Here is a 23429-nt window from a genome sequence, read left to right as displayed (position 1 = left end):
GCTTGCAAGCCGCCTGATGCGGCACCGTCGGCCGGTGATCTGGGCAGCGCAAATCGTCCTCGTCGTTGCTGCCTATTCCTCGGCCTTCGCCCTTCGGTTCGACGGCAAGCCGCCGGCATCCGCCTTGCCGGTGTTTCTGGACACGTTAGGCATCTTGGTCGCGGTACGTCTCGCGGCGTTCGCGGCGTTTGGCCTGCACCGAGGATTCTACAAGCATTTCGGCCTCGTCGACCTTCTGGCTCAAGCGAAGGCCGTGACCGCAGGAACGGTGATGTTCGTCGGCGGCTTGGCGCTCTTCGGAATGCTCGGCGCGGTGCCGCGATCGGTTCCGGTCATCGAATGGTTGATCACGCTCCTGTTTGCGAGTAGTGAGCGATTCGCGGTTCGGTATGCTCTCGAAGGTCGCATGCGTCGCAGAGTGCGCCGGACCGGCGCCGGCAAGCGAGTCCTGGTGGTGGGCGCCGGCGAAGCGGCCGAGCGACTGCTGCGGCAAATCAACCATGACGGGGAGCGCGCCATGACCGTGGTCGCGCTGTTGGACGATGACGTATCCAAACACGGGCGCTCGCTGCATGGCGTGTCGGTGATCGGTGGCGTGGAGCGCCTCGGGGAGACGGTGCGTCGGGAGCAGATCGGACTCGTCGTCATCGCGATCTCGCGCGCGACGCCCGAGCAGATGCGCCGCATCGTCCGCCATTGTCTCGATGCTCGCGTCGAGTTCAAGCGGCTGCCATCCATGCGCTCCCTACTCGAAGGCGGCGCCAAGGCAGGTGTTTTAGCGGACGTACAGCTCGAACATCTATTGGTGCGTGAGCCGGTAGCGTTCGATGAGGAGCGAGTGTCGCGCAACATCGGCGGCAGCGCGGTGTTGATCACTGGTGCCGGCGGTTCTGTGGGCTCCGAGCTGACGCGCCAGATCGCGCGTGCAAAACCGGGGAAACTCGTTCTCGTGGATCAGGCGGAAAGCGCACTGTATTTCATCGATCTCGAGATCCGGCGGAGCCATCCCAACATCGAGGTGGTGCCGATCGTCGCCGACATTGCGAATCGGGACAGCACAATGCGGTTGTTCGAGGAGCACCGGCCCGCACACGTGTACCATGCGGCCGCCTACAAGCACGTGCCGCTCATGGAGCGCAACATCCGTGAGGCGGTCCGGAACAATATCTGGGGCACACTGTCTGTCGCAGAGTGCGCGGCAGCGCATGGCGCGCGCCAGTTCGTGCTGATTTCCACCGACAAGGCGGTACGACCGTCGAGTGTGATGGGCGCCACCAAGCGCGTCGCGGAACGAATCGTCCTCGGATGGCCGTCGCTCGTGCGGTCCGACACGGAGTTTCGCGCCGTGCGATTCGGCAACGTGCTCGGCAGCGATGGGAGTGTCGTCCCGTTGTTCAAAAAGCAGTTGGCACATGGTGGGCCGCTGACGGTGACGCACCCCGATGTGCGGCGGTATTTCATGACGATCATGGAAGCGGCGCAACTCGTCTTGCACGCCGCTGTGCTGCCGGACGCAGCCGGACGTATCACCATGTTGGACATGGGTGCGCAGATTCGCATCTTGGATCTCGCGGAAAACCTGGTCCGGTTGTCGGGAATGGAGCCGCATCGCGACATTCAGATCGTGTTCACCGGCCTTCGACCGGGCGAGAAGATCGAAGAAGAGCTCATGTCGGCCGTAGAACAGGTTGTACCGACGTCCGCCGAAAAAGTCGGGATCGTACAGAGCGACGAAGTCGACGGCGCGGCGGTGCAACAGACTGTTGAGCGATTGCTCATTGCCGCTAACTGCGACGACGTTCAGGCCTCTCTGGCCTTGCTACGCGAGCTTGTCCCCGAATGTGTGCCTCCATTGATGGGCATAGGGGTTGCCACTCAGGCCAGCGCGCCGCGCACGCGGGAGCGTGTGGCTCGGAATGTTGCCCAGTCCGCTGGGATTGTGTAGTCGGACTGCGTGCGGGCGGTGCTTCGGGGATGAATCCATATCGGCTCGCGCGGCGTTAGTCCGCACTTCGACATACATTCAGCAGTTGGTCTCAATGCCACAACATCTACCGTTGCCCGGTCATCGCTCGTCAGCCGTTTCGCGGCCGATTTCGGTCGAGAGTCGGCGTGAGCGCGAGCGGGTGGAGGACCCCATGGTCCTCGCGCCGCTCGACTTACAGCAGATTCTGACGATGCTTCGGCGCCGGATCTGGTTGATCGTGGCGATCACGGCCCTGTGCGGTGGTGGGGCGCTGTGGCTGGCGCTCACGAGTGCACCGATCTACGAGGCGAGCGGCACGCTGCAGCTCACCGATACTCGCCGCGCGCTCACGGGCGGGCTCGTGGACCCAGCTGAGAATGGGGGCGGCCTTCGGCCGACGACGGACCCCGTCTTGTCCGAAGTGGCAATTCTGACGAGTCGTGAGGTTCTGGGTCAGGTGGTCGATAGCCTACCCAGCCTTCGTGTCCGCACCGAGGGTTTCCCTAGACAGCTGGTAACCGATTTCAGCATCGACACGACAGGGCCGGACTCGGCTCGAGCATTCGCGCTCGATCTTTCGTTCGACTCGAAGGGCGTCGTGGGGACGGCGGGCGGCAAAGCGACGCGCGCTGCGTACGGCGAAGTCTTGGACGTGGCGGGGACGCATTTCGCGATCGCGAGCAATCCGAAAACGAAACACGGGGAGCTCAGTGTCTCGACGCGAGACGACGCGGTGCAGCGGTTACTGAGCAACATCAAGGCGAAGCCTCGCGAGGCCACGAACGTCATCGACGTGGCTTATACGTCGAGCGATCCGGTGCTCGCCCAGCGTTTCGTCAACGTGCTCGTCACGGTCTTCCAGCAGCACAGCGTGGACGAAGCCGCCCAAGCGGCGCGGCTGCGGCGTCAGTTCATTCAGACCCAGCTTCAGCAGAACGACTCGTTGCTGACCGAAGCGCGCGTCGCGTTGAGCTCGTTCCGGTCGCGCGAAAAGTCCTACAGCGCACGGGAGAAGTTCCAAGCACAGGCGTCCGACGTGGCCAAGGTGCAGGATCAGATCGAGGATGTGCAGCTGCAGCAGCGGTTGTACGCCGCGGTATTGGAACAGTTGAAGGCGGGCAACGGCCGCGCGACCCTTCAGAAACTCGGCGCGGCATTGTCGGCGCAGGGTGCGTCGGCGAGTCCGATCGTGACGCAACAGTACAACGACCTGGTCAAGCTCGGCTCGGCGCGCGATTCGCTGATCACGTTAGGCATCGCGCCGACGAACCCCGACGTGCAGCGGATCGACACGCTCGAGTCGACGGGGGTGACGCGCCTGCGGTCGATGCTGGAGGGCATTCAGTCGACGTTGACACAGCGGCTGGCATCGCTCCAGAGCCGCAAGGTAACGAGCACGGACGTGTTGGCGTCGATTCCGGCGTCCGATGCCGACGAGGCGAGTCTAACGGAACGCGTACAGGCGTATCAGAAGAGCGCCGACCAGCTGCGCGACGAGTTCCAGAAGGCGAGACTGGCCGAGGCCGCGGAAGTCGGATCGGTCGAAATTGTCGACAAGGCGTTGCGGCCGCACGTGCCCATTGGCACGGCAATGTCGAAGAAGATTCTGTTTGGCCTGTTGCTCGGCCTCTTCTTCGGATCGGGTTGCGCGCTGGTGATCGAGCACCTGGATCGCTCGATTCGCGGGCGTGACGATGCGGAAGCGACGCTGCAGGTGCCCGGTCTCGTAGTCATTCCGCGCAACGACAACACCGTGCTCAAGAAGCGGGCGCAGGCGGCGCTCGCGGCGGGCATCACAGGCGCCGCGCACAAGGACAAGCAGAAGCCGCTGCCCGAGCGGCTGGTTACGCTGACGAACACACAGTCGGTCAGCGCCGAGGCATATCGGACCCTGCGTACGAAGCTGCTGTTCTCGCGTGCACTGAACTCGCTCAAGACGATCGTAGTGACGAGTCCCTTCGCGCAGGACGGGAAGTCGACCATTGCGGCGAATCTGGCGACGACGTTCGCGCAGCACGGGATGCGGACGCTGCTCATCGACTGCGATCTGCGTCGCCCGACCCAGCACGAGATCTTCGGTGTGTCGGGGCGTCCTGGCCTAACGGAGCTGCTGATGTCCGACGAGCTGGTGCCGGGCGCGGGCCGGCGGACCGTCGTCGAGAATTTGTCGCTCGTCACCGCGGGGGCGTTGCCGCCCGATCCTCCGGAGCTCGTTGGGAGTTCCCGCATGCGCACGCTGCTCGAGCGCTTTGCCGAAACCTTCGATGTGATCGTGCTCGACAGCCCGCCGGTCCTGCCGGTGGCCGACTCGGCGATCCTGGCGTCGCTGGCGGATGGCGTCCTGCTCGTGGTGCGGGCCGGTCACACGGATCGCCGTGCGGCGCAGCTGGCGGTGCAGCAGCTCCAGGACGTCGACGCGCGAGTGCTGGGCGCGGTGCTCAATGACCCGAATGAGCAGGTGCCGCTGTACGATCAGTACGGCTACGCGACGTATTACGGATACGCCGCGAGGGAGTGAGGAGCGAACGGACTCCGCGCAGCGGCGGCCCGGCACCGTTAGGTGCCGGGCCGCCGTGCATCAGGGCGCTGCGGGCTTCCAGACAGGAAACGTGTTCGTCCCATCATCACTGGTGAGCGGCGTCAGGCGCGCGCCGTTGGCGCCGATGATGTAGACCTGCCACGCACCCTCGTGCTGCGCCATGAAGGCCAGCTTGCGGCCGTCGGGCGACCACGCGGGGAACGTGGAGAAGTCGGCACCATCCGTCACCGTGACGTCGCCGGAGCCATCGGCAGCCATCACGTGGAGCCGCGCGTTGCCGGCGGCCGGCACGACGACGTACGCCAGGCGCGAGCCGTCGGGCGAGTAGGATGGCGCGGTCGCAGGATCGGCCGATTGCGTGAGCGCGCGCGCGTCGGAGCCGTCGGGGGCCATCGTGTAAATCTGCGGCGCCCCGCCGCGCGCGCTGGCAAACGCGATGCGGCTGCCGTCGGGCGACCAGCTCGGGTGCTCGTCGCCGGCAGTATCCGCCGTTAGGCGGGTGAGGCCGGTGCCGTCGGCATTGATCACGTAGATGGCGAGGAATCCATCGCGCGCCGACTCGAAGGCGAGCCGCGTCCCATCCGGCGACCACGCGGGAAACCAGTTGAAGCCGCCGGCGCTGGTGACGGCGTGAATGTTCGTGCCGTCGCGGTTCATCACGTAGATCTCATAATTGCCGCCGGCGCCGCGGTTGCTGGCGAAGGCGACGTGCGCACCATCGGCCGACCACGCGGGCGTGATGTCGTTCGCGCTACCGTCGCTCACCGCCGCGACACCGCCGCCATCGCTCTCGATCGCGTACATCTCGTTGGGCCCTGCGCGCTCCGACACGAAGGTGAGCGGGCGCGCCGCGCACGCGATGTGGAACGTGACCGTATCGAGACCAACGGGAATCACCTCGACCGACACGGGGCTCGCGCCGGAGAGCGCGCAGTTGCCGGCCAGATTTCCGATGCCGACGCTGTGGCGGCCCGCATCCAGCGAGGTAAAGGCGTACAAAGTCGAGTCGCGAACCGACACGGGCGATTTGCCATCGAGCGTAATCGTGTAGGGATCGACGGCGAGATCGACGCCCGTCGTACGCGTCATGACGCGCAGAGAGGCGCCGGACGCGGTGGCATCGTGACACGCGTTTGCCGCGAACACCACTGAGAACGTCGCGAGCGTTCGAACGATACGAGCGACGTGAAGCGACGGGCGACGCGGACGGCTGGCGCGGAGCGACACGGGTCCTCCCTCGGAGCGGGAACGCGACAACACCGAGAAGTGGACCGTTGGGGAAGCATTCGGGTCACCGGCGAGGGCGCGCCGGCGCAGCGAGCGGATCGCGACACGCGTCGTTGGGCATTGCCCGTGTAAAAAAACACACGCGTCGAACCGGTCTCTTTGACAAAGAAAATTGTATGGCCGAGGTCGTATACCTTATTGGCTCCCATAGAGTAAGTTGGCCTCTGCATTGCACGCGCCGTGCAGTCGCGAACGATGTACAACGCAGTGTCGACGTGGAACGAAATCGACGACGTCGGCGGGGCGGTTGTGCGGCGAAGGCGATCAAGAGGACAGCCTACTTGGAGGAGTAATCGATGGCCAGCACCAGTCACGTGACCAAGAGCAATCGGGGCTTCGCGGCAATGGATACGTCGAAGCAGCGCGAGATCGCGAGCAAGGGTGGACGTGCCGCGCACGCGCAGGGAACAGCGCACGAGTTCTCGCCGGACGAGGCCCGCGAAGCGGGACGCAAGGGCGGCATGACGGTGAGCCGCGATCGTGACCACATGTCGTTGATCGGACGGAAGGGCGGCGAAGCACGCGGTGCGGCACGTCGTACCGGACCGTCATCCAACGGGATGTCGGCGCGGTTCTAACGCGGCTGCATCGAGACACGAGGGCGATGGGAGCGAGCTTCCATCGCCCTTGGCGTCACGGGAAGCGGTAGGGTGTGAAGTCCTTCCAGAGCTGCTCGATCAGGGCAGGCTGGATGGGAATGGTGACGGGTTTGTCCGGCTGCGCGGCATCGACGATACGCACGGCGTACGTCGCGGTCGTTCCCACGGCGCGCGGCGCGAAGTCGCGGATCCGGTACACGTAAATGCCCTGCATGGGCACCTGGCGTCCGCTCGCGCGCATCTCATCGACATTGAGCACCGCGGGGATCCGCACCTTCTCCACCGGGACGATGGGGACACCGTCGCGCGTGATCACCATCGACTTGAAGTTCCCCGCATCGATGTTCTGAATCTTGTCCGCGTCGTAGAACGGGAAGGCGGCCGCTTCGGGCATCACGTTCACGACGATGACGGCGCGCCGATCATCGAGATAATCGCGCCAGTCGCGCCACCCTTCGATGGGATCGATCCGCCGCCACTGCGCGGTCTTGCGCGGGTCATCGTGTTTGCGCGCGGCGAGCGCCTTGTCCGCCTGGGCCTGGCGCCACGCCATGACCTGCGGCGTCATCACCAACACGCGGAACGGACCGCCGCCGGTGCGATACACATCGAGGTCGAGGCGCGGCAGCGCGCTCACCGCATCGATCGGCGCCTTGGGGAAGGGATCGGGAGGAAGCACCGGCAAGAGCGAATCGGTCGGCGCGTTTGCGCCTAACGCAGACAGCGCGGTGCGCGCGCGCTGCACCGCATCGGCCACGGACGCAACCGGGACCGACGATGCGACGCGCGGTCCGGCGCTCACATCCGCGAGCGCCAGCTGGCTCTCTCGGGTGCTGTTCAACGCAATCACGTAGCCATCGAGATTGATGAGCGGGCCGCCGGTGTTGAGCCAATTCACGCCGGCATCGCTCACGATCGCGTGATCGTCGGCGGAGCTCACGATGCCGATGGACAGCACCGACAGCCGGTTGATCGGAGAGCCGAGCGCGAGCACGCGATCGCCGGCGACGGGCGCGGTGCTCTTGCTGCTGTCGAACAGCGGCAGCACGGCGCACGTGCTGCAATGGCTCATGTTGATGGCGAGGACGGCGATGTCTTTCGCGTCGTCGGTGACGAGCGGTTTCGCGTACACCTTGGTGGCCGAGTCGATCTGCACGCGCACTTCATCGGCGCCTTTGACGAGGTGGGCGTTGGTCACGACGAGGCCCGTCGAGTCCACCAGGAAGCCGGTGCCGCGCCCGGCGCCGAACACGGTGAACACGCCGCTCTTGTATTTGTCAAAAATGTCGCGCTCGACGTTTTCGTGCCTAACGGGCTTGACCGGCGTCTTGGGCGCGGCCGCGCTGTCCGTGGGCCCGGCGGTCGCGGCGGGTTGCGCACTGTCGGGACCGGGGGATGCGGCCGGCGTGCTCGTGCCCGCGGCGCCCGCGGGCGTGGTGGTTGCGGCGGGGGCCGCGGCCGCGGCGATCGTATCGATCATCGCGTTCTTCTGCGTGAGCTCGATCGTCCGCATGTCCTTCGCGAACGTCTGGTAGAACGCCCAGCGATACCGTTCGTTGCCGATGGTGACGCTGCGCGCGCTCTCGACGCGATAAACGCCATCCTTGAACGATCCGCCGGCCGAGCCGTCCAGATCGGTGGACATGCGCGTGGTATCGCCCTGGGGACCGATGACGTAGAGATCCATCTGCGGCACCGGCCGCACCGTGAGATCGGTACCGACGACGGCAACGCGGATCTTCACGGGGAAGGTCGTGTCGGGCGGCGGCGCGACGGCGACGGGCGCCGGAGGCGGTGCCGCTTTCGCGCTGTCGGCGGCAGTGGGCTTCGGATTGTCGGGGCCGCAGACGGACGAGAGGTCAGTGATCAGCGACGTGCTCGCGCCGGCGCGACGCAGCTTGCTCTTGGCGTCGTCGTCGAAGCTGAATGAGACGCAATTCTCCTTGGCCAGGGCCAGGACGCGTTTGCTCGGGACCTTGTTCTTGACGAGGTCGACGATGTCGGACAGTGAGTAGGCGTTGGCGGCTTGGGCGTGCGCGAGCGCCGGCAGGCCGGGCAGCGCTAACAGCAACGCGCCGACGGCGATTGCGAGGCGTGCGGAGCAAGAACTGATAGATGGGCGCATTGGCATCAGGGGCAATCCGGCCCGGTCTGGCCGCGCCGCTCGTCGACTTGCTTCTCGGCGCGGCAGGCGGCGCGGTTGGCGTCGACAGCGTGTGAAAGATCGCGGCGGAGCGCGACGGCCTGAGTGGTCGCCGCATATGGTTTGCCGAGTTGGCGGATCTGGTCGTCGGCTTGGGCGAATCGGACGCGTGCGCCTTCGTACTCGCCGTCGGCCATGCGAGACCGACCGACCTCGATGTTGTCGCGGATCGGCGCGAGAACCGAATCGAGATCCGCGGGCGGTGGTCCGGCGTCGACCGAGGCAGATTCGGCGGACGTTGCTCCAGCGTTGGACGCTGCGCCAGTGGACGAAGGCGCCGTCGCCGGCGGGCTCGCAGCGGTTGCGGCGAGCTGTTTGGCGCTGGAGGAGTCGGCGCGCCCGCGTGCGGAGTCGTGATGGGCGCTGTCTCTCGCGGCAAGCGTAGCCGCCGCCGCCGGGCCAGACTTGGCGGCGTTGGGCGCCGACGCGTTGGGCGCCGACGCGTTGGGCGACGTCGCGTTCGGGGATGCGACGGCAGTGGTGGCCGCGGGCGATACCGCGGGCTTTCCGCGCGAGTTGAAGATGTACCACGTGGCGCCGCCGCCGACGATCACGGCCAAGGCGATGAACGCGGTGAGCACGACGCGGCCAGCGCCGGTTCCGTCGACCTGCGTTGGCGCACCCGCGATGAGCGGTGTCGGCCGGCGTCCGGGCTGGCGAGGAGCAGCCGGCGTGGGCACCGGCACCGTGGCAGGCGGTTTGGGGACCGGCCGCTGCACGGTAGGTGCATTCGGGTGCGGAACGGCGATCGCGAGTGTGCCGGTACTCGAGAGGGCGCTCTCGGGCATGGCGTCGACGGCGCGGACGAGACCGCGTCCGAAGTCTCCGGCGCGGGCATAGCGTTCCTGCGGCTGGCTGGCCAACGCCCGATCCATGACGGTCTGGAGCTCGGGCGGCCACGCGACATCGTCCTTGATTTCGGCCAGGGTGCGCGGGCGTTCCGTTAGGCGGGCGATCATGGCTTCGCGGGACGACACCGCCGGGAAGGGCAGCTGGCCCGTGAGCATGTTGAACGCGACCAGGCCTAACGAATAGATGTCGGTGCGGTTGTCCAGGGCGTCGCCGGACAACTGCTCGGGCGACATGTATTCGGGCGTGCCGATGGCGAGGCCGGTGCGCGTGACTTTCTGGTCGTCGCCGCTCGTCGCCTTGGCGATGCCGAAGTCGACCACCTTGGCGACATCTTCTCCGCTGCGGCCGCGCGCGATCATGATGTTGTCGGGCTTGAGATCGCGGTGGATGATGCCCATTTCGTGCGCGGCGTCGAGCGCGTCGGCGACCTGTCGCGTGATGTCGGCCGCCTGGGCCGCCGGGAGTGCGCCTTGCCGCTCGATGACTTTGCGCAGCGGCTCGCCATCGATGAACTCCATGGCGAGGTAGATGAGACCGTCGTCGGTTTCACCGAAATCGTAGATGGCGGCGACGTTCGGGTGCTGGATCTGGCTCGCGTTGGAGGCTTCGCGGTTGAAGCGGGCGATCGCGTCGGGGTCGTTGACCATGCCCTGGTGCAGCACTTTCACGGCGCTGCGCCGGCGCATCTTCACATGCTCGGCGAGATACACCTGGCCCATCCCGCCTTCGCCGATGCGCCGAACAATGTGATAGCGATCGGCGAGCACGGAGCCCACCAGGTTGCTGCCAGCGGGCGCGCGCAGTGTCGAGCCATCGCGCGGGCAGAAGCGCTGCTCGAAGTCATACGTCTGACCGCATTGCGGGCAGGTCTTGGCGGGGGCGTTCACGCGCTCTTCGGGATTCTCGTGGGCGTCAGCGGGGCACAACGACGCGTGTAAGCCATGCGTCCGGGACGCGATGAGTCAACGGCAAGCGATCGCAAATGAGACGAAGCGTTGCAACGGCCTGCAACGGACAACTGCGTTGCGGCGGCAGACGACTGCCTGCCGAAGGCCACAACCAAGATATGCAGGACGGGCAATCTTGGACATGGCTGCGAGCAACGGGAACCGAGCCGATCGGTTGGGCGGCCGGTGCGTGCGAGGACTTCCCCGGCCTCGCGGTGCCCGGCATCTTGAGGGGCTTTGTGGCGCGCCGCCAGACGCACGTTTTCGGCGCCGGGTCGTTCTCTCAGGGATTCATGTCGCGACTTCTGAATGGTCTTGCGGGGTTCGCGGCGTGTGCGGTGCTCCTCTGCCCGAGCGCGCGGGCGCAGGATGCGAGCGATTCGGCGGCGTACCGGGCGCTCACGCAAACGCCGGCAGGCGCACTCGGCCCGCTGTTCGATGTGAGCGTGACGGGCGAGCGAGCGCAGAAGGTGAGCGTGCACGTGCGGTACGGCCTCATGAGCTTCGACTCGCACGAGTACACGCACGATTTCGGGCTGAGCGTCGTCGTGCCGGTGGGTGGCGTGTCGCTGTCGGCGACGGGCGGATACTACTGGCCTAACTGTACGGACAACGCGTGCGACTCGCACGTGATGGGCGCGCTCGGGTTGGCGGAGAATCTCGTCGCGATCCCGACGGGTCGCGGGGACCAGCGCGCAACGTTCGACATTGGCCTCACGGCCCAAGTCGGCTTTGCCAATCCGCACGACACGACGCTGGTGTCCGGTTCGGTGTCGCTACCCGTATCGCTGGTGCCGGCGCCGCGAGGCCTGCGGCTCGTGCCGTACGTTGCGCCCGGGGTCGGCGTGGGATTGGTCAAGCCCGACAGCGGGACGGAGGCGGGGCTGCAATTCCAATTCGCGGCCGGCGTCGGAGTGCTCGCGCGCAGTTTCACGGCGAACCTCGCGTTGTCGCGCGTGTTCTTGAAGGGCGGCAACTGGCTGGTCGGCATCGGGCTTTCGATCGGCGGTCGTTGAGCGCGCGCCGACACGCCGAATGCGGAGGATCTACGTCAGGCGATTGCGGCTGAGGGGCGCGCTGCCGGTCCGCTCGTGACATTCGATCCGACGGCCCGCCGGTGGGTCCGCGTCGCAGCGCGCGGCGGATACGTGGTCGTGGTGTTGCTGGCCACGCTGACGCACTTCCATTTCGACCCGAATCCCACGATGGTGGCGTCGCGGTGGCGTCACGCGCTGGTGTTCGCGACGGCCGGATCGGACGTCGTGGATGCCGCGCGGAACGTGCTTCTGTTCACTGGATTCGGCGCGGTGTGGCTGGTGACGTCGCCGCGGTCGCATGCGTGGCGGCGGGTGGTGTGGATCACGCTGGTCGGGTGCGCGTTGAGCATCTGTGTGGAGACCGCGCAGCTGTTTTCGGCGATGCGCACGTCGAGCGTGAACGACGTCACGACCAACACGCTGGGTGCTCTGTTAGGCGCGGCCGGTCTCGTGGCGATGGTGCGCGTCTTCGCGTGGCTGCGGCGGCGCGCCACGGTGGCCGGGGTGCCGCTGCTGACGATCGCGGTGTCGTACTGGTGCGCGATGGGCGCCGAGATGTTTTCGCCTTTTTACCGGCACGGGATGAATCCGTGGTCCGGCGGATCGATTGCGAACCGTCTTGCGAACGCGCTGCGGTACGTGAGGCCGTTCGCGATCGGGCGGGTGTCGATCACGGACATGGCGCTGTTCGCGCCGGGTGGCGCGGTGATGCAGGCGGCGCTGGTGGAGCTGGGGATCGGGGGCGGTGTCGCCGCGATCGCGGTGATGGTTGCGGGCGGCGTGTTTGCTTTCGCGGTCGAGATCGCGCACGGCATTGCGGGTCAACCGATCGAGGTGAGCGCGATCGTTGGGCATACGCTGGCGGTGGCGATCGGCGCCGCGGCGGCGTGGCGGTGGGGCGCGCCGGTCACGGCGCGCGGCGATGAGCAGCGGCGCGCGCGCATCCTCGCGGTGGCGCTGGCGGTCCTGCTGGTGGCGTGGGCGTGGCGGCCGTTTCTGCCGCGGGCGTCGTGGCAGGCGGTGCGTGCGCAGGTGACGGCGCCGCACCTGACTCCGTTAGGCGTTCTGGGCACGACGTCGGACCTGTTCGGCGTCATGGATGTGGCCGAGCAGTTCTTTCTGTACGTGTCGCTCGGCCTGGTGCTGGCCGCGTGGCCGCTGCGGTATCGCGGCAAGCTGGCGAACGTGCTGCCGGGTGTGTATCTGGCAATCGTGCTCGAGGTCGGGCAGATCCTGGTGTTGACCCGGACGTTCGATGTGACGGATCTGTTGACGCAGTGTGCGGCGGTGGTGGTGGGTTTCGTGGCGGCGCGGCGGGCGGGGTGTGAGGCTCGGGGCGAGTTGTTAGGCAGGCCGACGGGAGGTCGATCGGGCGCGGCCGGCGCGCCGGGAGAGGAGCTGCCGCTTGTTCATGTCGGTCCGTAGCAATACCTTACGTCGCAGTCATGGCGCGGTAGCCAAGTGGTAAGGCAGCGGTCTGCAAAACCGCTATTCGCCGGTTCGATTCCGGCCCGCGCCTCTCGCAAGCCCCGGGCGCGCATCGGCGAGGCCGCGCCGGTCGGCGGCCGCCGGGGTCAGCGCGCGGGGCCGGCTCCGTTAGGCGGATCGGCCATCCGGGACGTGCCATCCGAGTGCAGGGCCCGCGGGCGGAAGCGGAGATACACGGAAAATCCGGTCGGGGTTCGCGATCCGTAGAGCGGCGCCAGGCTCTGCGGAACGAGGTCGATCGCATACCGGCCGCCCAAGCCTAACGATCCGCCGGGATAGCGCGCGATTTCGCGGATGTATCCGAATGCGATCGAGCCCACGTCGAAGCGCGCCTCCGGAGGGCGGTCGGCGATGTCGAGGTCGGCGGCCGTTTTGGCGACATACTCGACCCGACCGAATACCGAGTTCCAGGCGTCAACCGCCAGGTTGCTCTCGAAGAGCAGGCTGTTCGACCATGCGTCGCTGTGCTGGAACCGGTTGGCGCCGTAAATCAAAGCGCTCGCCCACTCTCCGGACGTCCAGATAGATCGCGTGTTCAACGCGGACGCGCTGATGCGCTGCTCGGAGACTTCGGGATCCAAGGCTTCAGGACTCTTGAAGTAGGCGTATGAGGCGCTGAGGCTCCACGTCGCATCCGGATTTGCAGTGAAGCGCGCCGAATAGGAGTCGAGGCTCCGGCCCTTGTAGTCGAAGTTCGTCCTATCCTGATCCGGTTCGCGGCCGTTGAAAAGGGATGTCTCGAGCTTCCAGGATCTGGAGAACAGGCCCGCGGTCACGACGCCATAGGAGATGTGCGTCGCGTCCTGCCAATGGTGGCCGAGCGGAGCAAAGGGATCACCCGATGCCGATGGGCGATGCGGAAAAGCGACGGGTCCCGTGGCCGGCTCGCCGACCGGGGCGAGGTAGGCCTGGAAGGCCAGGTTCCGGCCTAACGCGTGGGAATAGATTGCCGCCAGCTCCATGAACAGGTCGTGCGGATGCTGGCGATCGTGCAGCGGCCGACCGTGGTAGGACTCGCCGGATTGCAGGAGCAGAGGATAGCCGGCGGCGCCGACCGTCCATGGCTCGGCGCTCATCATGGCGCGGAGCTGCAGGCGGCCCCTCCAGAGATCGTGACCGGCCATGAGCATGGCCCAGTTGACACTGCCGATCTGATCGTCGCCGCGGCGCGCGGGGTCGGCGTCGTTTTGCCGATCGTAGTACACGAACGCGCGGTAGTGAAACATGAAGTCCCAGTCGCCGGCCGCGAAATGATTTGCCATCATCGGCGAGGCATCCGGCAACCAGGACGTACCGGAGCCTTCTCGGCTCATGGGGAGGGACAGCACGCCGGTCATGCGCATTGTGGAGTCGCTCATTCCCGGCATCGTCATAGCTTGTGCGAAACAATCGGCGGCGCGGGCGGGGACAGCGATGGCTGCAGTGAGCAGCGCCGACCGTGCGAGCCGAAACATCATACGTCTGATGATATGTCTAAAGAGGGCTAACTGTCTTTGGGGCTGGCGTTTGTGCGCCGGGCGTGGCTGGCTCGAGGACCGCGCCTGAGATCCGGAGCCGCGTAATTCACCATTGTCTGCTCGGGCGCGAGCGACGATGCCTGCGCTGAGAGCCAGAGGCGAGCGTTCCGATCGGCGGACTCCGCGTCGCGATCGACAACAGCCCGCGCGCACCGGCGGAGATATTGGGTAGCATCCGCACTGGGATCGGCGTTCGTCGCTCGCTCTCGCGTTTTCGCGCGCAGCGCGGCGGAAATTCGCCGATGGAGATGTGCCAGCAGATCGCTGTGTGCGGCGTCGGCCAAGGCTGATTCGAGCGCATAAGCATCAGTGACGACGACGTCGTCTCGCGCGGATTCCAACGCAGCGGCCAGTTCGCCGAGCCGGGTTGCATCCTGCTCTGTGCGACGCGACGCCGCCAGTCTCACGAGACCAAGGATGACTGGCCGCTGTGCTTCGAGCAGTTCGACCACCGGCCGACGAGCCAAGTCGTCCCGGTCGGTCGAGTTGTCGCTCCGTACGAAGGTGCCGTCACCCTGTCGCACATCGACGAGGCCGTTGTGGGACAGCACGACCATCGCTTCTCGGAGCGTCGTCCGGCTGACGCCCAGCTGCGCGGTCAGCTTTGCTTCCGGCGGGAGCCGCGAGCCGGTCGTGAGCCGGCCGCTTGAAATCTCGGCGCGAAAATGATCGATGACCTCGTCGACCAATCGGCGCCTGGCGAAGGAAGTCGGGTTAGTCATGTGGTCATACTATGTATGATGAATCCGATGTGCAACGTTCGGGCTCCGTCCTGCGGCCGGTGACTGCCTGCGAAGTCCATCGAGCACCGATGCCAGGCGCTCGCTCGACCGCAAGAGAGTCGCCGGCGTGAACGCCGCGTAGCCGAGCAGCAAGGCCGCCCGCGCCGAGCCGCCGAGCGACATGGCCGACAAGGGCTGCGCCTCGATCCCGTCGTCGAGCGCGAGCGATGAAGCACGTCGGTCATCGGCGACGTGACGCAACCATCCCACAAGGTGCATGCCAGCGTCAGACGGTGCCGACTCGATGTGATTCATCAACGGTCCATACTCGATGCCGCGCAGCAGGGCGTGTTGGCGCTCGGCGTACAGCGCCCGCATTCGCCGAACGTGCCGCACAAAGTGTCCCTCGGCAATGAATTCGGCGAGCACTGCTTGCTCGAAGGTCGGCGACTGCCGGTCGATCACCGAGCGCGCTGCGCTGAACGCGTCGACGAGCATCGGGGGCACGACGAGGAACCCGATCCGCAGCGCTGGGAACAGCGTCTTGCTGAACGAGCCGATGTAGATGACGCGAGCCGGCTGGTCTCCGCCTGCGGCATCGAGTCCCTGCAGCGATGGGAGCGGACGGCTGGAATATCTGAATTCGCTGTCGTAATCGTCTTCGAGGATCCAGGCGCCGGATTCGCGCGCCCAGTCGAGCATGGCAAGGCGGCGACCGATGCTCATCGTGACGCCGAGCGGGTACTGGTGCGATGGCGTGACGTACGCGATGCGTGCATCGGGCGCGAGCGTGCGGCCGCGCGAGATATCCAGGCCCTCGGCGTCGAGCGGCACGCCGACGAGGCGGGCGCCGGCGGCCGAGAGCGCATTGCGTGCGCCGGGGTAGCCGGGGTTCTCGATCCATGCACTCTCGCCCGGCTCGATCAAGAGGTGCGCGGCGAGATAGAGCGCTTCCTGGGAGCCGCCGACGACGATCACCTGCTCGCTGCTGCATCGCGCGCCGCGCGACGCCTCCAGGTAGTGCGCGATGGCCTTCCGCAGGGGCTCGTGTCCGTTAGGCACTCCATAGGCGAGCAGCGCGCGTGGCGCGCGCCGCCAGAGGCGCGCCGAAATCTGGCCCCACACGCGGTGCGGGAACGCGTCGAGCGATGGGACGCCGCTTCGAAACGCGCGCGGCTGGAGCCGCGACAGCGCAATGCTCGGCGTGGCGAGCGCCGCCAGCGCCGCGCCCCGGCGCGAGGGCGTGCTAACGATAGGCGGGGAATTGGCGCGCGTCGTTGGGCGCGGATGCGCCGCGGGCCGACGCACGGGATGCCGCGCAACCGAGAGCGCGCGGTCGGGAATCGTCGCGGCGACGTACGTGCCTCCGCGCTCGCGGGTGTCGAGAAACCCTTCGGCTCGGAGCTGGTCGAAGGCGAGTGAGACGGTCGTGCGGGAGATCTCGAGCTCTTTGGCGAGCAATCGCGTGGACGGGAGCTGAGACCGTGCGGCGATCCGTCCGGCGAGAATGGCGTCGCGAATGTCGGCGTACACCTGGTGGTGGAGCGGCTCGTCGCGCGTCGTGTCCAACCGCACGAGGATGCTTGGCGCGCTGGGGACGCGATGCCCGGTTGGGCGGCGCCCGCGGGCGGAGTCGTCTGGCATGGTCGATTGGTGAAGTTCTGGCACTTTTGACAAGTCCAATACCGCCGTACGATACGGACGCGCAGGGGCTCGCGCCAGGCTGACACCTCGACACGGCTCGGAAAATGACTCGGTCGCTCTCATCGACCACGGCATCGCCGCTCGCGCACGCCGACGAACGGACGACCAACCGCGCGATGCTGCGGGTGCATCCCGATCGCGGCATTCCGGACGAAGCGGCATCGATTCTCGCGGAAGGTTTGGTGGCGCACGTGGCCTTCGCGGTGGAGGGCCAGCCGTTCGTGCTGCCGATGACGTATCACTTCGATCTGAGTCGGCCGACGAATGTGTATCTGCACGGCGCCCATCACAGCCGGCTGGTGCGCCATCTCGCGGCGTGTGCGCCAGTGTGCATCGAGGTTACGCTGGTGGATGGGCTGGTATACTCGCGGACGGCGCTCTACCACTCGGTGAACTATCGATCGGTGGTGCTGTTCGGCCGTGCGATGGATCCGCCGTCTGCCGAAGCCCAACGCGCGCTGCTGCACGACATGGTGGCGCGCTACTATCCGGGGCGGACCGCGGGTCGTGACTACGAGGCGATTCCGGATGCGCATCTGCGTGCGACGGCAATCATCGCGATCGCCATTGAAGAGTGGAGCGCGAAGGGGCGTCGCGGCGGACCAACGGGGCCGCGCGATTCGGATCCAACGGCTCCGGGGTCGGCGGGGGTGATCGAGCTCCGATAGTCGGGGTCTCTTCGGGCGGCGCGCGCTGGGCGCGGTGGCGGTGTACCTTTCGGGACTATCCCAGCGCGTGCGAGCTCGCGCTGGTCGCTCCTCCGCCGATCTTCATCGTCTGGGGCGCGCGAGCGCTGGATCACGACGTAGCGGTGCGGACATTCCGCGAGGACCCATGCAGCGAAAGCCGACGCCGAGCGAAGGAGTTGGGGCGCCTGCCGAGCCGGTGGATGTGGGCGAGGGGGACGAGGGACGGATCGACGAGCTATCGGGGGGCGGGGCGGCCGACGCGGGGTCGCGCCTAACGCCACAGCAGCGTGCGGCGGCGCGGCGCGAGCTCGAGCGTCTCCTCGACAAGATGGTCGCCGACATCAAGCATCGCATTCCGGGGCCGGGCGTCTCGGCGGAGCAGTCGGAGTCGGCGCTCGTGCCGTACCGGTCGCCGGACCGGTGCGTGGTGCAGGGCGCGGAGCGCGCGGTGAGCGTGTCGTGGTTCGCGGCGCAGTTCACCGACGTCTCGTTAGGCGAGCTGCAGGTGATCGAGTGGCTGGGGGTGGTGGCGGTCCGCGGCGCCACGCGGCGGCGCGAGTCGGCGGCGGCGACCATCCTGCGGGCCGATGTGTATCGCCAGGTGCAGACATCCGAGGGGTGGGGGTGGCAGCCCGCGGGCCCGGACGAGGCGCCGATCCTGAGCACCGACGCGTTGGCGGCCGCCTGTCTGGCGCCGCTGCTCGCGCCTCCGGCGGCGGGCTGACCGATACGACACGGCCCGGGCAGCGCTCGCCGCCCGGGCCGTGCCCAACGCCTAACTTGCGCCGCGGCGCCGGTTACGGATCGAGGTCCAGGGTCTCATCTCCGATGGCTGCATCGTCGCTGCCGCTCACGCGGTCGACGCGCAGGACCTGCTTCATGGTCTGTCCGTTGGCGGTGATGGTGACGAGGTAGTCGCCGGTTTCGACGAGCGGCGCCTGGTTGCGCCGGCCGAAGCCGCCGCCGGGCAGCGCGCCCGACGAGCGGAGCGCGGTGAAGATTTCGCCCAACACGGCCTGATCGATCGGCGGCTCTTCGCCCGCGCCGCCGGCGCGGCGGGCCGGAGCAGCGCCTGTAGTGTCGCGCCGCGCTTCGCCTAACGCGCCCGGCCCGCGGCGGGCGCGCGGGAGCGGGCTCTCGCCGGGGCGTTCGACGAACACTCCGGGAGGCGCGCCGGCGCCGCCGCGGCGGAACAGCTCGCCTAACCCTGCACCGCTGGCGATCGCTTTCTTGACCCGGTCGATGACCGGCTGCGGCGCCGTCTTGGCGGCAGCCAGCGAATCGAGCACGTGGTCGATCTTGCGCGCGCTGACGATGCTGTCCCGCTTGGCAGCGGGCGAGAGCGGTTTGGCCTTGGGGGCTTTCCCGCGCATATCCCACGTCGCGTGCTGCAGGCCCTCGCCGCCCGGGCCGCGCATGGACGCCACCGTATCGCCCTTGGCGTCGGTGACGACGATGTGCACGGTGTCCCCCCGCTTGCCATTCGTTAGGCGGTAGGCGAGCTCGGCGCCGTACGGCGCGTTGCGTCCCTCGAACAGCTCCTGGCCGGGATTCAGATCCGGACCCGGCGCCTCACCGTACTGATACGCCGTGCCCGGCTTGAAGAAGTACTGCGACTGCGCGAGCACGGTATCGGTCATCTGCTCGAGCGGCCCGATGTTCACGATCCAGATGCTGCGTCCGTGCGTCGCTGCGATGAGGTCGTGGTCGCGCGGCTGGATCTTGAGGTCGTTCACCGGCACGGTCGGCAGGCCGGTCGTGAAGCGCTGCCAGTGCGCGCCGCGATCGATCGAGACATACGCGGCGACGTCGGTGCCGACGAACAGCAGGTCGCGGTTTTCCGGATCCTCGCGGATGACGTGCAAGAACGCGGGGCCATCCTTCGGCAAGTCGTTGACCAACGAGCGGAAGGTCTTGCCGCCGTCGTTGGTCACGTAGAGGTACGGCGTGAAGTCGTTGGTGCGGTGCCCGTCGAACGCGACGTAGAACGTGAGGGTGTCGAAGTGCGATGGCTCGATGCGCACCACGTAGGTGCGCGGCGGAACGCCCGGGAATCGCGTCGTGATGTTCTCCCACGTGGCGCCATCGTTAGGCGAAAGCCAGACGTTGCCGTCGTCGGTGCCCGCGTACAACAGGCCGGGCTTGAGGTACGATTCGGCGAGCGTCGTGATGGTGCCGTACGTTTCGGCGCCGGTGGCGTCGTTGGTGATGCCGCCCGTCGTCTTGGTGCTGATGCGAATCTTGACGGAATCCTTCGTCGAGAGGTCGGGCGAGATCGGGTAGATGTGATCGCCGCGATCCGTCGACTTGAGTACGCGGTTGCCGCCGATGTAGAGCGTGCTCGCGGAGTGCGGCGAGATGAAGAACGGCGTGTCCCAATTGTAGCGGAGATCGAGGTCGATCGAATCCGCCTTCTGCTTCGCGCGGAACTCGGCGATGCGCTTCTTCATGGCCGCCGTTTCCGGCTGTGTGGAGTCGCCGCGCACGGCGAGGATCGAGTCTTCCCACGCGAGATGCGATTCGCGCCACGTCGGCTTGTCGAGGAACGTGCGCTCACCGGTGCTGTAGTCGAGGCGGCCGATGGCGCCGCCCTGCGATTCGGCGTAGATGATGTTCGGGTTGGTGGGATCCTGCGCCGTGTAGAATCCATCGCCGCCGCCGACGGTGAACCAGTCGCGATTCATGATCGCGCCTTCTTTCTTGGTGCTCGGCCCGCACCAGCTGCCGTTGTCTTGCAGTCCACCGCACACGCGATACGGCACGGCGAAGTCGTAGCTCACTTCGTAGAACTGCCCGATCGGGAACGTGTTGAGGAAGACGAAGTTTCCGCCGCGGTCCCACGTTTGCGAGACGCCGCCGTCATCGCCGACGACGAAGTGCTGTCCGTCGTTCGGATCGATCCACATCGCGTGGTGGTCGACGTGAATGCCGACGGTCGCGTTGCGCACGGTCTTGCCGCCGTCGTCGGAGAAATTCACGGGCGTGGACGACCAGTACACGCGGTCGGGGTTCTGGGGATCGACGCGAACCTGCGAGTAGTAAAACGGTCGCACATCCTTGTCGTTCATCCACTTCCACGAGGCGCCGCCGTCCTCGGAGCGATAGAGTCCGCTGAGGAGGCGGGTGTGCTGCGATGCGTTAGGCGACGTGTCGCTGGCCGGCACCGGGAAGGGCGGCTTGCCGCCGCGAATCGAATCGGCTTCGACGACGGCATACACGATCTTCGGATTGCTGAGCGCGATGGCGATGTTGATGCGGCCGAGCATCGTCGTGGGCCAGCCGTTGCCTTCGATTTTCTTCCAGGTGTTGCCGCCGTCGGTCGTCTTCCAGAGCGCGCTGCCTGGGCCGCCGCTCTGCAGGAACCACGGGCCGCGGACGCGCTCGTAGCTCGAGGCGTAGAGCGTGTTCGGATCTTTGGGATCCATCGCGACGTCGATGAAGCCGGCCTTGTCGCTCACGAACTTGATGAGCTTCCAGGTCTGGCCGCCGTCGGTGGTCTTGTAGAGACCGCGGTCCTTGTTCGGGCCCCAGGCGTGGCCTAACGCAGCGACGTAGACGATGTTCGGATCGGTCGGGTGGACGACGATGCGGCCGATCTGCTGCGTGTTCTCGAGGCCCATCAACTTCCACGTCATGCCGCCATCGGTGCTCTTGTAGATGCCGCCGCCAGGCAAGATCGAATTGCGGGTGTTTTGCTCGCCGGTGCCGGCCCACACGATGTTGGTGTCGGATGGGGCGATGGCGAGCGCACCCATGGAGACGACCTTCTCGTGATCGAAGACCGGCCGGAACGTGATCCCGGCATTGGTGGTTTTCCAGATGCCTCCGCCGGCCGCGGCGACGTAGAACGTCTTGGACGGACTGGGAATGCCGGCGATGTCGGCGATGCGGCCGCCCATGTTGGCGGGGCCGATGTTGCGCCAGCGGAATCCGGCGATCGTGGCGGAGTCGAGCTGCGCGCCGTGGGCGGCTTGCGCGGCGGCCGCGGGCGCGATCAGCAGCGCACAGGCTGTGAGGCGGAGAAGAGAGCGCATACGGCGAGGGCAGAGGGATTGGGGGAGAAGGACTGGTGTGGAAACCGGTGCGTCCGGCGTCGTGTTAGGCATCGTCATCGCGCGGTGGCGCTGTCGATGAACGCCGTGAGATCCTGGCGCAGCCGCGCCATGCTCGGCGAATCGATGTAGACCATGTGGCCGGCGCCAAAGTGATCGGTGGTGATGTCGCCACGCGCCTTGTCGCTGAGCGCGAGGTGGTCGAGCGTGTATTCCACGGCGTAATACGGTGTCGCCGTGTCATAGTAGCCCATCGCGACGAACAGCTTCATGTACGGATTCTTGGCGAACGCGCGCTCGAGATACGGCGTGACGTCGAGGAATCCTTCGCGTTGCGGATAGCGCCAGCGCCCGATGCCGCCGCCGAGAATCCAGTACATCTCGTCGTCGGAGAAGCCGAGGTCGCGGCGGACATAGTCGTTCAGGACGGGCGTGAACGTGTTCTCGATGTCCGCATCACTCGGGTCGAACGCGCCGCGCTCGGCGCCGTCGTCGGTGGCGTAGGCGGTGAAGCGGCCATCGAGACGGCCGACGGTCTGGTGCTCATCGCGCAGCAGCTCCTGATCGAAGCGGCCGAGCGGGATGCGCAGGTCGTTGTGGTCGATGAACGCGGGCGAGAGTCCGGTGAAACGGGACAGGGTGTCGATCACCGCCTTACGTTGGGCAGCCGTTAGGCTTGCGCCGCGCTCGAGCGCCAGCGTGTAGCCGTTGCCGGCGAACTGCTCCGCCTGCGCGGTGACCTGTTCGACGGTCTGCCGCTGTAAGTCTGCGGGAAGCTTTTTGTGATACCACGCGATCGCCGTGTACGATGGCAGGAATCCAACGAAGCCGAGGTCGTTGCCCTTCTGATCGGACAGGGTTTCGAAGTTGAGCACCGTCGAGATGAGGACGATGCCGTTGAGCGCGATGCCGCGGTCGGCGAGCACGCCTGAAAGGCCGGCGGCGCGAGTGGTGCCGTAGCTCTCGCCGGCGAGGAACTTGGGCGAGAGCCAGCGTTCGTACCGGGTGAGATAGAGGCGGATGAATTCCGCCACCGAGCGGAGGTCTTCAGTGACGCCCCAGAAGTTCGGTCCGAGCGCCGGCTTGGACGGTCTGCTGTATCCGGTGCCGACCGGGTCGAGGAATACGAGATCGGTTTGATCGAGCAGTGTGTACGGGTTGTCTTCGAGCGTCGGGGGCGGCGCCGGCGGCGAGCCATCCGCGTTCAACTTGACGCGTCTCGGGCCGAAGGCGCCGAGGTGCAGCCACACGGTGGATGAACCCGGGCCGCCGTTGAACACGAATGTGAGGGGGCGCTTCGCGGGATCGGATGTTCCATCCTTAGTATAGGCGACGTAGAAGATGTAGCCCTCGGCGACGCCGGTGGTGTCGTTCCGGATCGGAAGCATGCCGGTGGTCGCGGTATAGGCGAGTGTCGCGCCCTTGAGCTGCATGGTGTGGTGCGTGATCACGGGCGGTCGCCTGGCGATCTCGGAGATGCGGATCGAATCGTCTTCGGTGCGCGCCGAGTCGCGCGAGGCGCGCGCCGCGGGCGAGGCGGGAGCGTGCGCGGAGTCGGGAGGGCGCGCGCCCTGCCGCGCGTGTTGCGCGTGTGCGTTAGGCGCGCTCAGCGCGATGAGCGAAGCAGCGGCGAGCGCGAGGGGCGCGGTCGGGCGAGTGACGCCGTCGCGGCGTCGGACGATCCACATCGGATCCAGCGTACCGAGCATTGGTGCGCTCCACGCAGTGTGGGAGGCCTGGCCGCTCGGGCGAGAAGCGGGCAGGACGGGCGGAACACGTGTCAACCGCGTTACGCGGCGGGTTTACAGAACGCTGACAGAAATTGAA

At 66.8% G+C, this 23429-nt stretch carries 16 protein-coding genes and 1 tRNA gene; 8 read left to right on the top strand and 9 right to left on the bottom strand.

The annotated features are described in order from the left end of the window. Positions 1-145: 145 nt before the first annotated feature. Positions 146-697, bottom strand: a complete 552-nt coding sequence (locus tag VFW04_18970; GenBank protein ID HEX5181421.1) for a hypothetical protein — start codon at positions 695-697, stop codon at positions 146-148. Between VFW04_18970 and VFW04_18965 the strand changes: the two genes are divergently transcribed. Both VFW04_18965 and VFW04_18960 read left to right on the top strand, forming a co-directional pair. Beyond that, entirely contained in the window at positions 677-1945 is a 1269-nt protein-coding gene (locus tag VFW04_18965) for a polysaccharide biosynthesis protein (protein ID HEX5181420.1), read from the top strand. The genes VFW04_18970 and VFW04_18965 overlap by 21 nt on opposite strands. 193 nt (positions 1946-2138) lie before the next feature. Continuing rightward, the gene (locus VFW04_18960) at positions 2139-4484 is read left to right on the top strand and encodes a polysaccharide biosynthesis tyrosine autokinase (protein ID HEX5181419.1); all 2346 of its coding nucleotides are present in this window, start codon (positions 2139-2141) and stop codon (positions 4482-4484) included. A gap of 60 nt (positions 4485-4544) precedes the next feature. Here VFW04_18960 and VFW04_18955 read toward each other — a convergent pair whose 3' ends face one another. After that, positions 4545-5594, bottom strand: a complete 1050-nt coding sequence (locus VFW04_18955) for a hypothetical protein (protein ID HEX5181418.1) — start codon at positions 5592-5594, stop codon at positions 4545-4547. Positions 5595-6088: 494 nt separating this feature from the next. On the opposite strand from VFW04_18955, the gene VFW04_18950 reads away from it, so the two are divergent. Continuing rightward, positions 6089-6370: a KGG domain-containing protein gene (locus VFW04_18950; GenBank protein HEX5181417.1), complete on the top strand. Its 282-nt coding sequence runs from the start codon at positions 6089-6091 to the stop codon at positions 6368-6370. A 55-nt stretch (positions 6371-6425) separates the two neighbouring features. Here the strand turns inward: VFW04_18950 and VFW04_18945 are convergent, their stop codons facing one another. Together VFW04_18945 and VFW04_18940 are read right to left on the bottom strand one after the other, a co-directional pair. Continuing rightward, positions 6426-8462, bottom strand: a complete 2037-nt coding sequence (locus VFW04_18945) for a trypsin-like peptidase domain-containing protein (GenBank protein ID HEX5181416.1) — start codon at positions 8460-8462, stop codon at positions 6426-6428. Positions 8463-8521: 59 nt separating this feature from the next. Further along, the gene (locus tag VFW04_18940; protein ID HEX5181415.1) at positions 8522-10333 is read right to left on the bottom strand and encodes a serine/threonine-protein kinase; all 1812 of its coding nucleotides are present in this window, start codon (positions 10331-10333) and stop codon (positions 8522-8524) included. Positions 10334-10686: 353 nt separating this feature from the next. Here VFW04_18940 and VFW04_18935 point away from each other — a divergent pair, with 353 nt between their 5' ends. The 3 genes from VFW04_18935 (at position 10687) to VFW04_18925 (ending at position 12949) form a co-directional block, all read left to right on the top strand. Next, a complete protein-coding gene (locus tag VFW04_18935) occupies positions 10687-11409 on the top strand; it encodes a hypothetical protein (GenBank protein ID HEX5181414.1) in 723 nt (240 codons plus the stop codon). 75 nt (positions 11410-11484) lie between these two features. Beyond that, on the top strand, positions 11485-12855 hold the full coding sequence (locus tag VFW04_18930) for a VanZ family protein (GenBank protein HEX5181413.1): 1371 nt from the start codon (positions 11485-11487) through the stop codon (positions 12853-12855). A gap of 22 nt (positions 12856-12877) precedes the next feature. Beyond that, positions 12878-12949, top strand: a tRNA-Cys gene (locus VFW04_18925). 55 nt (positions 12950-13004) lie between these two features. On the opposite strand, the gene VFW04_18920 is transcribed toward VFW04_18925, so the two are convergent. The 3 genes from VFW04_18920 to VFW04_18910 form a co-directional block, all read right to left on the bottom strand. Next, positions 13005-14276: a hypothetical protein gene (locus VFW04_18920; protein HEX5181412.1), complete on the bottom strand. Its 1272-nt coding sequence runs from the start codon at positions 14274-14276 to the stop codon at positions 13005-13007. 125 nt (positions 14277-14401) lie between these two features. Further along, a complete protein-coding gene (locus VFW04_18915) occupies positions 14402-15124 on the bottom strand; it encodes a GntR family transcriptional regulator (GenBank protein ID HEX5181411.1) in 723 nt (240 codons plus the stop codon). A gap of 42 nt (positions 15125-15166) precedes the next feature. Next, on the bottom strand, positions 15167-16801 hold the full coding sequence (locus VFW04_18910; GenBank protein ID HEX5181410.1) for a PLP-dependent aminotransferase family protein: 1635 nt from the start codon (positions 16799-16801) through the stop codon (positions 15167-15169). A 104-nt stretch (positions 16802-16905) separates the two neighbouring features. Between VFW04_18910 and VFW04_18905 the strand changes: the two genes are divergently transcribed. Further along, positions 16906-17529, top strand: a complete 624-nt coding sequence (locus tag VFW04_18905) for a pyridoxamine 5'-phosphate oxidase family protein (protein ID HEX5181409.1) — start codon at positions 16906-16908, stop codon at positions 17527-17529. Between the two features lie 166 nt (positions 17530-17695). Then, on the top strand, positions 17696-18274 hold the full coding sequence (locus tag VFW04_18900) for a hypothetical protein (GenBank protein ID HEX5181408.1): 579 nt from the start codon (positions 17696-17698) through the stop codon (positions 18272-18274). 73 nt (positions 18275-18347) lie between these two features. On the opposite strand, the gene VFW04_18895 is transcribed toward VFW04_18900, so the two are convergent. Continuing rightward, the gene (locus tag VFW04_18895) at positions 18348-21584 is read right to left on the bottom strand and encodes a hypothetical protein (GenBank protein ID HEX5181407.1); all 3237 of its coding nucleotides are present in this window, start codon (positions 21582-21584) and stop codon (positions 18348-18350) included. A 74-nt stretch (positions 21585-21658) separates the two neighbouring features. Beyond that, complete coding sequence (locus tag VFW04_18890) at positions 21659-23311, bottom strand: hypothetical protein (GenBank protein HEX5181406.1); 1653 nt, start codon at positions 23309-23311, stop codon at positions 21659-21661. Positions 23312-23429 lie beyond the last annotated feature (118 nt).

The organism is Gemmatimonadaceae bacterium, assembly GCA_036273715.1.
Taxonomy (GTDB): Bacteria; Gemmatimonadota; Gemmatimonadetes; order Gemmatimonadales; family Gemmatimonadaceae; genus JADGGM01.
The sequence above is the reverse complement of the archived record's forward strand: the minus strand, read 5'-3'. Positions and strand labels throughout refer to the sequence as shown.

Bases quoted from the DNA above. Each gene is read 5' to 3' on its own strand.
- VFW04_18965 (HEX5181420.1), top strand. From the start codon at position 677: ATGCGCCGCATCGTCCGCCATTGTCTCGATGCTCGCGTCGAGTTCAAG.
- VFW04_18970 (HEX5181421.1), bottom strand. From the start codon at position 697: ATGGCGGACGATGCGGCGCATCTGCTCGGGCGTCGCGCGCGAGATCGC.
- VFW04_18960 (HEX5181419.1), top strand. From the start codon at position 2,139: ATGGTCCTCGCGCCGCTCGACTTACAGCAGATTCTGACGATGCTTCGG.
- VFW04_18955 (HEX5181418.1), bottom strand. From the start codon at position 5,594: ATGACGCGTACGACGGGCGTCGATCTCGCCGTCGATCCCTACACGATT.
- VFW04_18950 (HEX5181417.1), top strand. From the start codon at position 6,089: ATGGCCAGCACCAGTCACGTGACCAAGAGCAATCGGGGCTTCGCGGCA.
- VFW04_18935 (HEX5181414.1), top strand. From the start codon at position 10,687: ATGTCGCGACTTCTGAATGGTCTTGCGGGGTTCGCGGCGTGTGCGGTG.
- VFW04_18920 (HEX5181412.1), bottom strand. From the start codon at position 14,276: ATGAGCGACTCCACAATGCGCATGACCGGCGTGCTGTCCCTCCCCATG.
- VFW04_18910 (HEX5181410.1), bottom strand. From the start codon at position 16,801: ATGCCAGACGACTCCGCCCGCGGGCGCCGCCCAACCGGGCATCGCGTC.
- VFW04_18905 (HEX5181409.1), top strand. From the start codon at position 16,906: ATGACTCGGTCGCTCTCATCGACCACGGCATCGCCGCTCGCGCACGCC.
- VFW04_18900 (HEX5181408.1), top strand. From the start codon at position 17,696: ATGCAGCGAAAGCCGACGCCGAGCGAAGGAGTTGGGGCGCCTGCCGAG.
- VFW04_18895 (HEX5181407.1), bottom strand. From the start codon at position 21,584: ATGCGCTCTCTTCTCCGCCTCACAGCCTGTGCGCTGCTGATCGCGCCC.
- VFW04_18890 (HEX5181406.1), bottom strand. From the start codon at position 23,311: ATGCTCGGTACGCTGGATCCGATGTGGATCGTCCGACGCCGCGACGGC.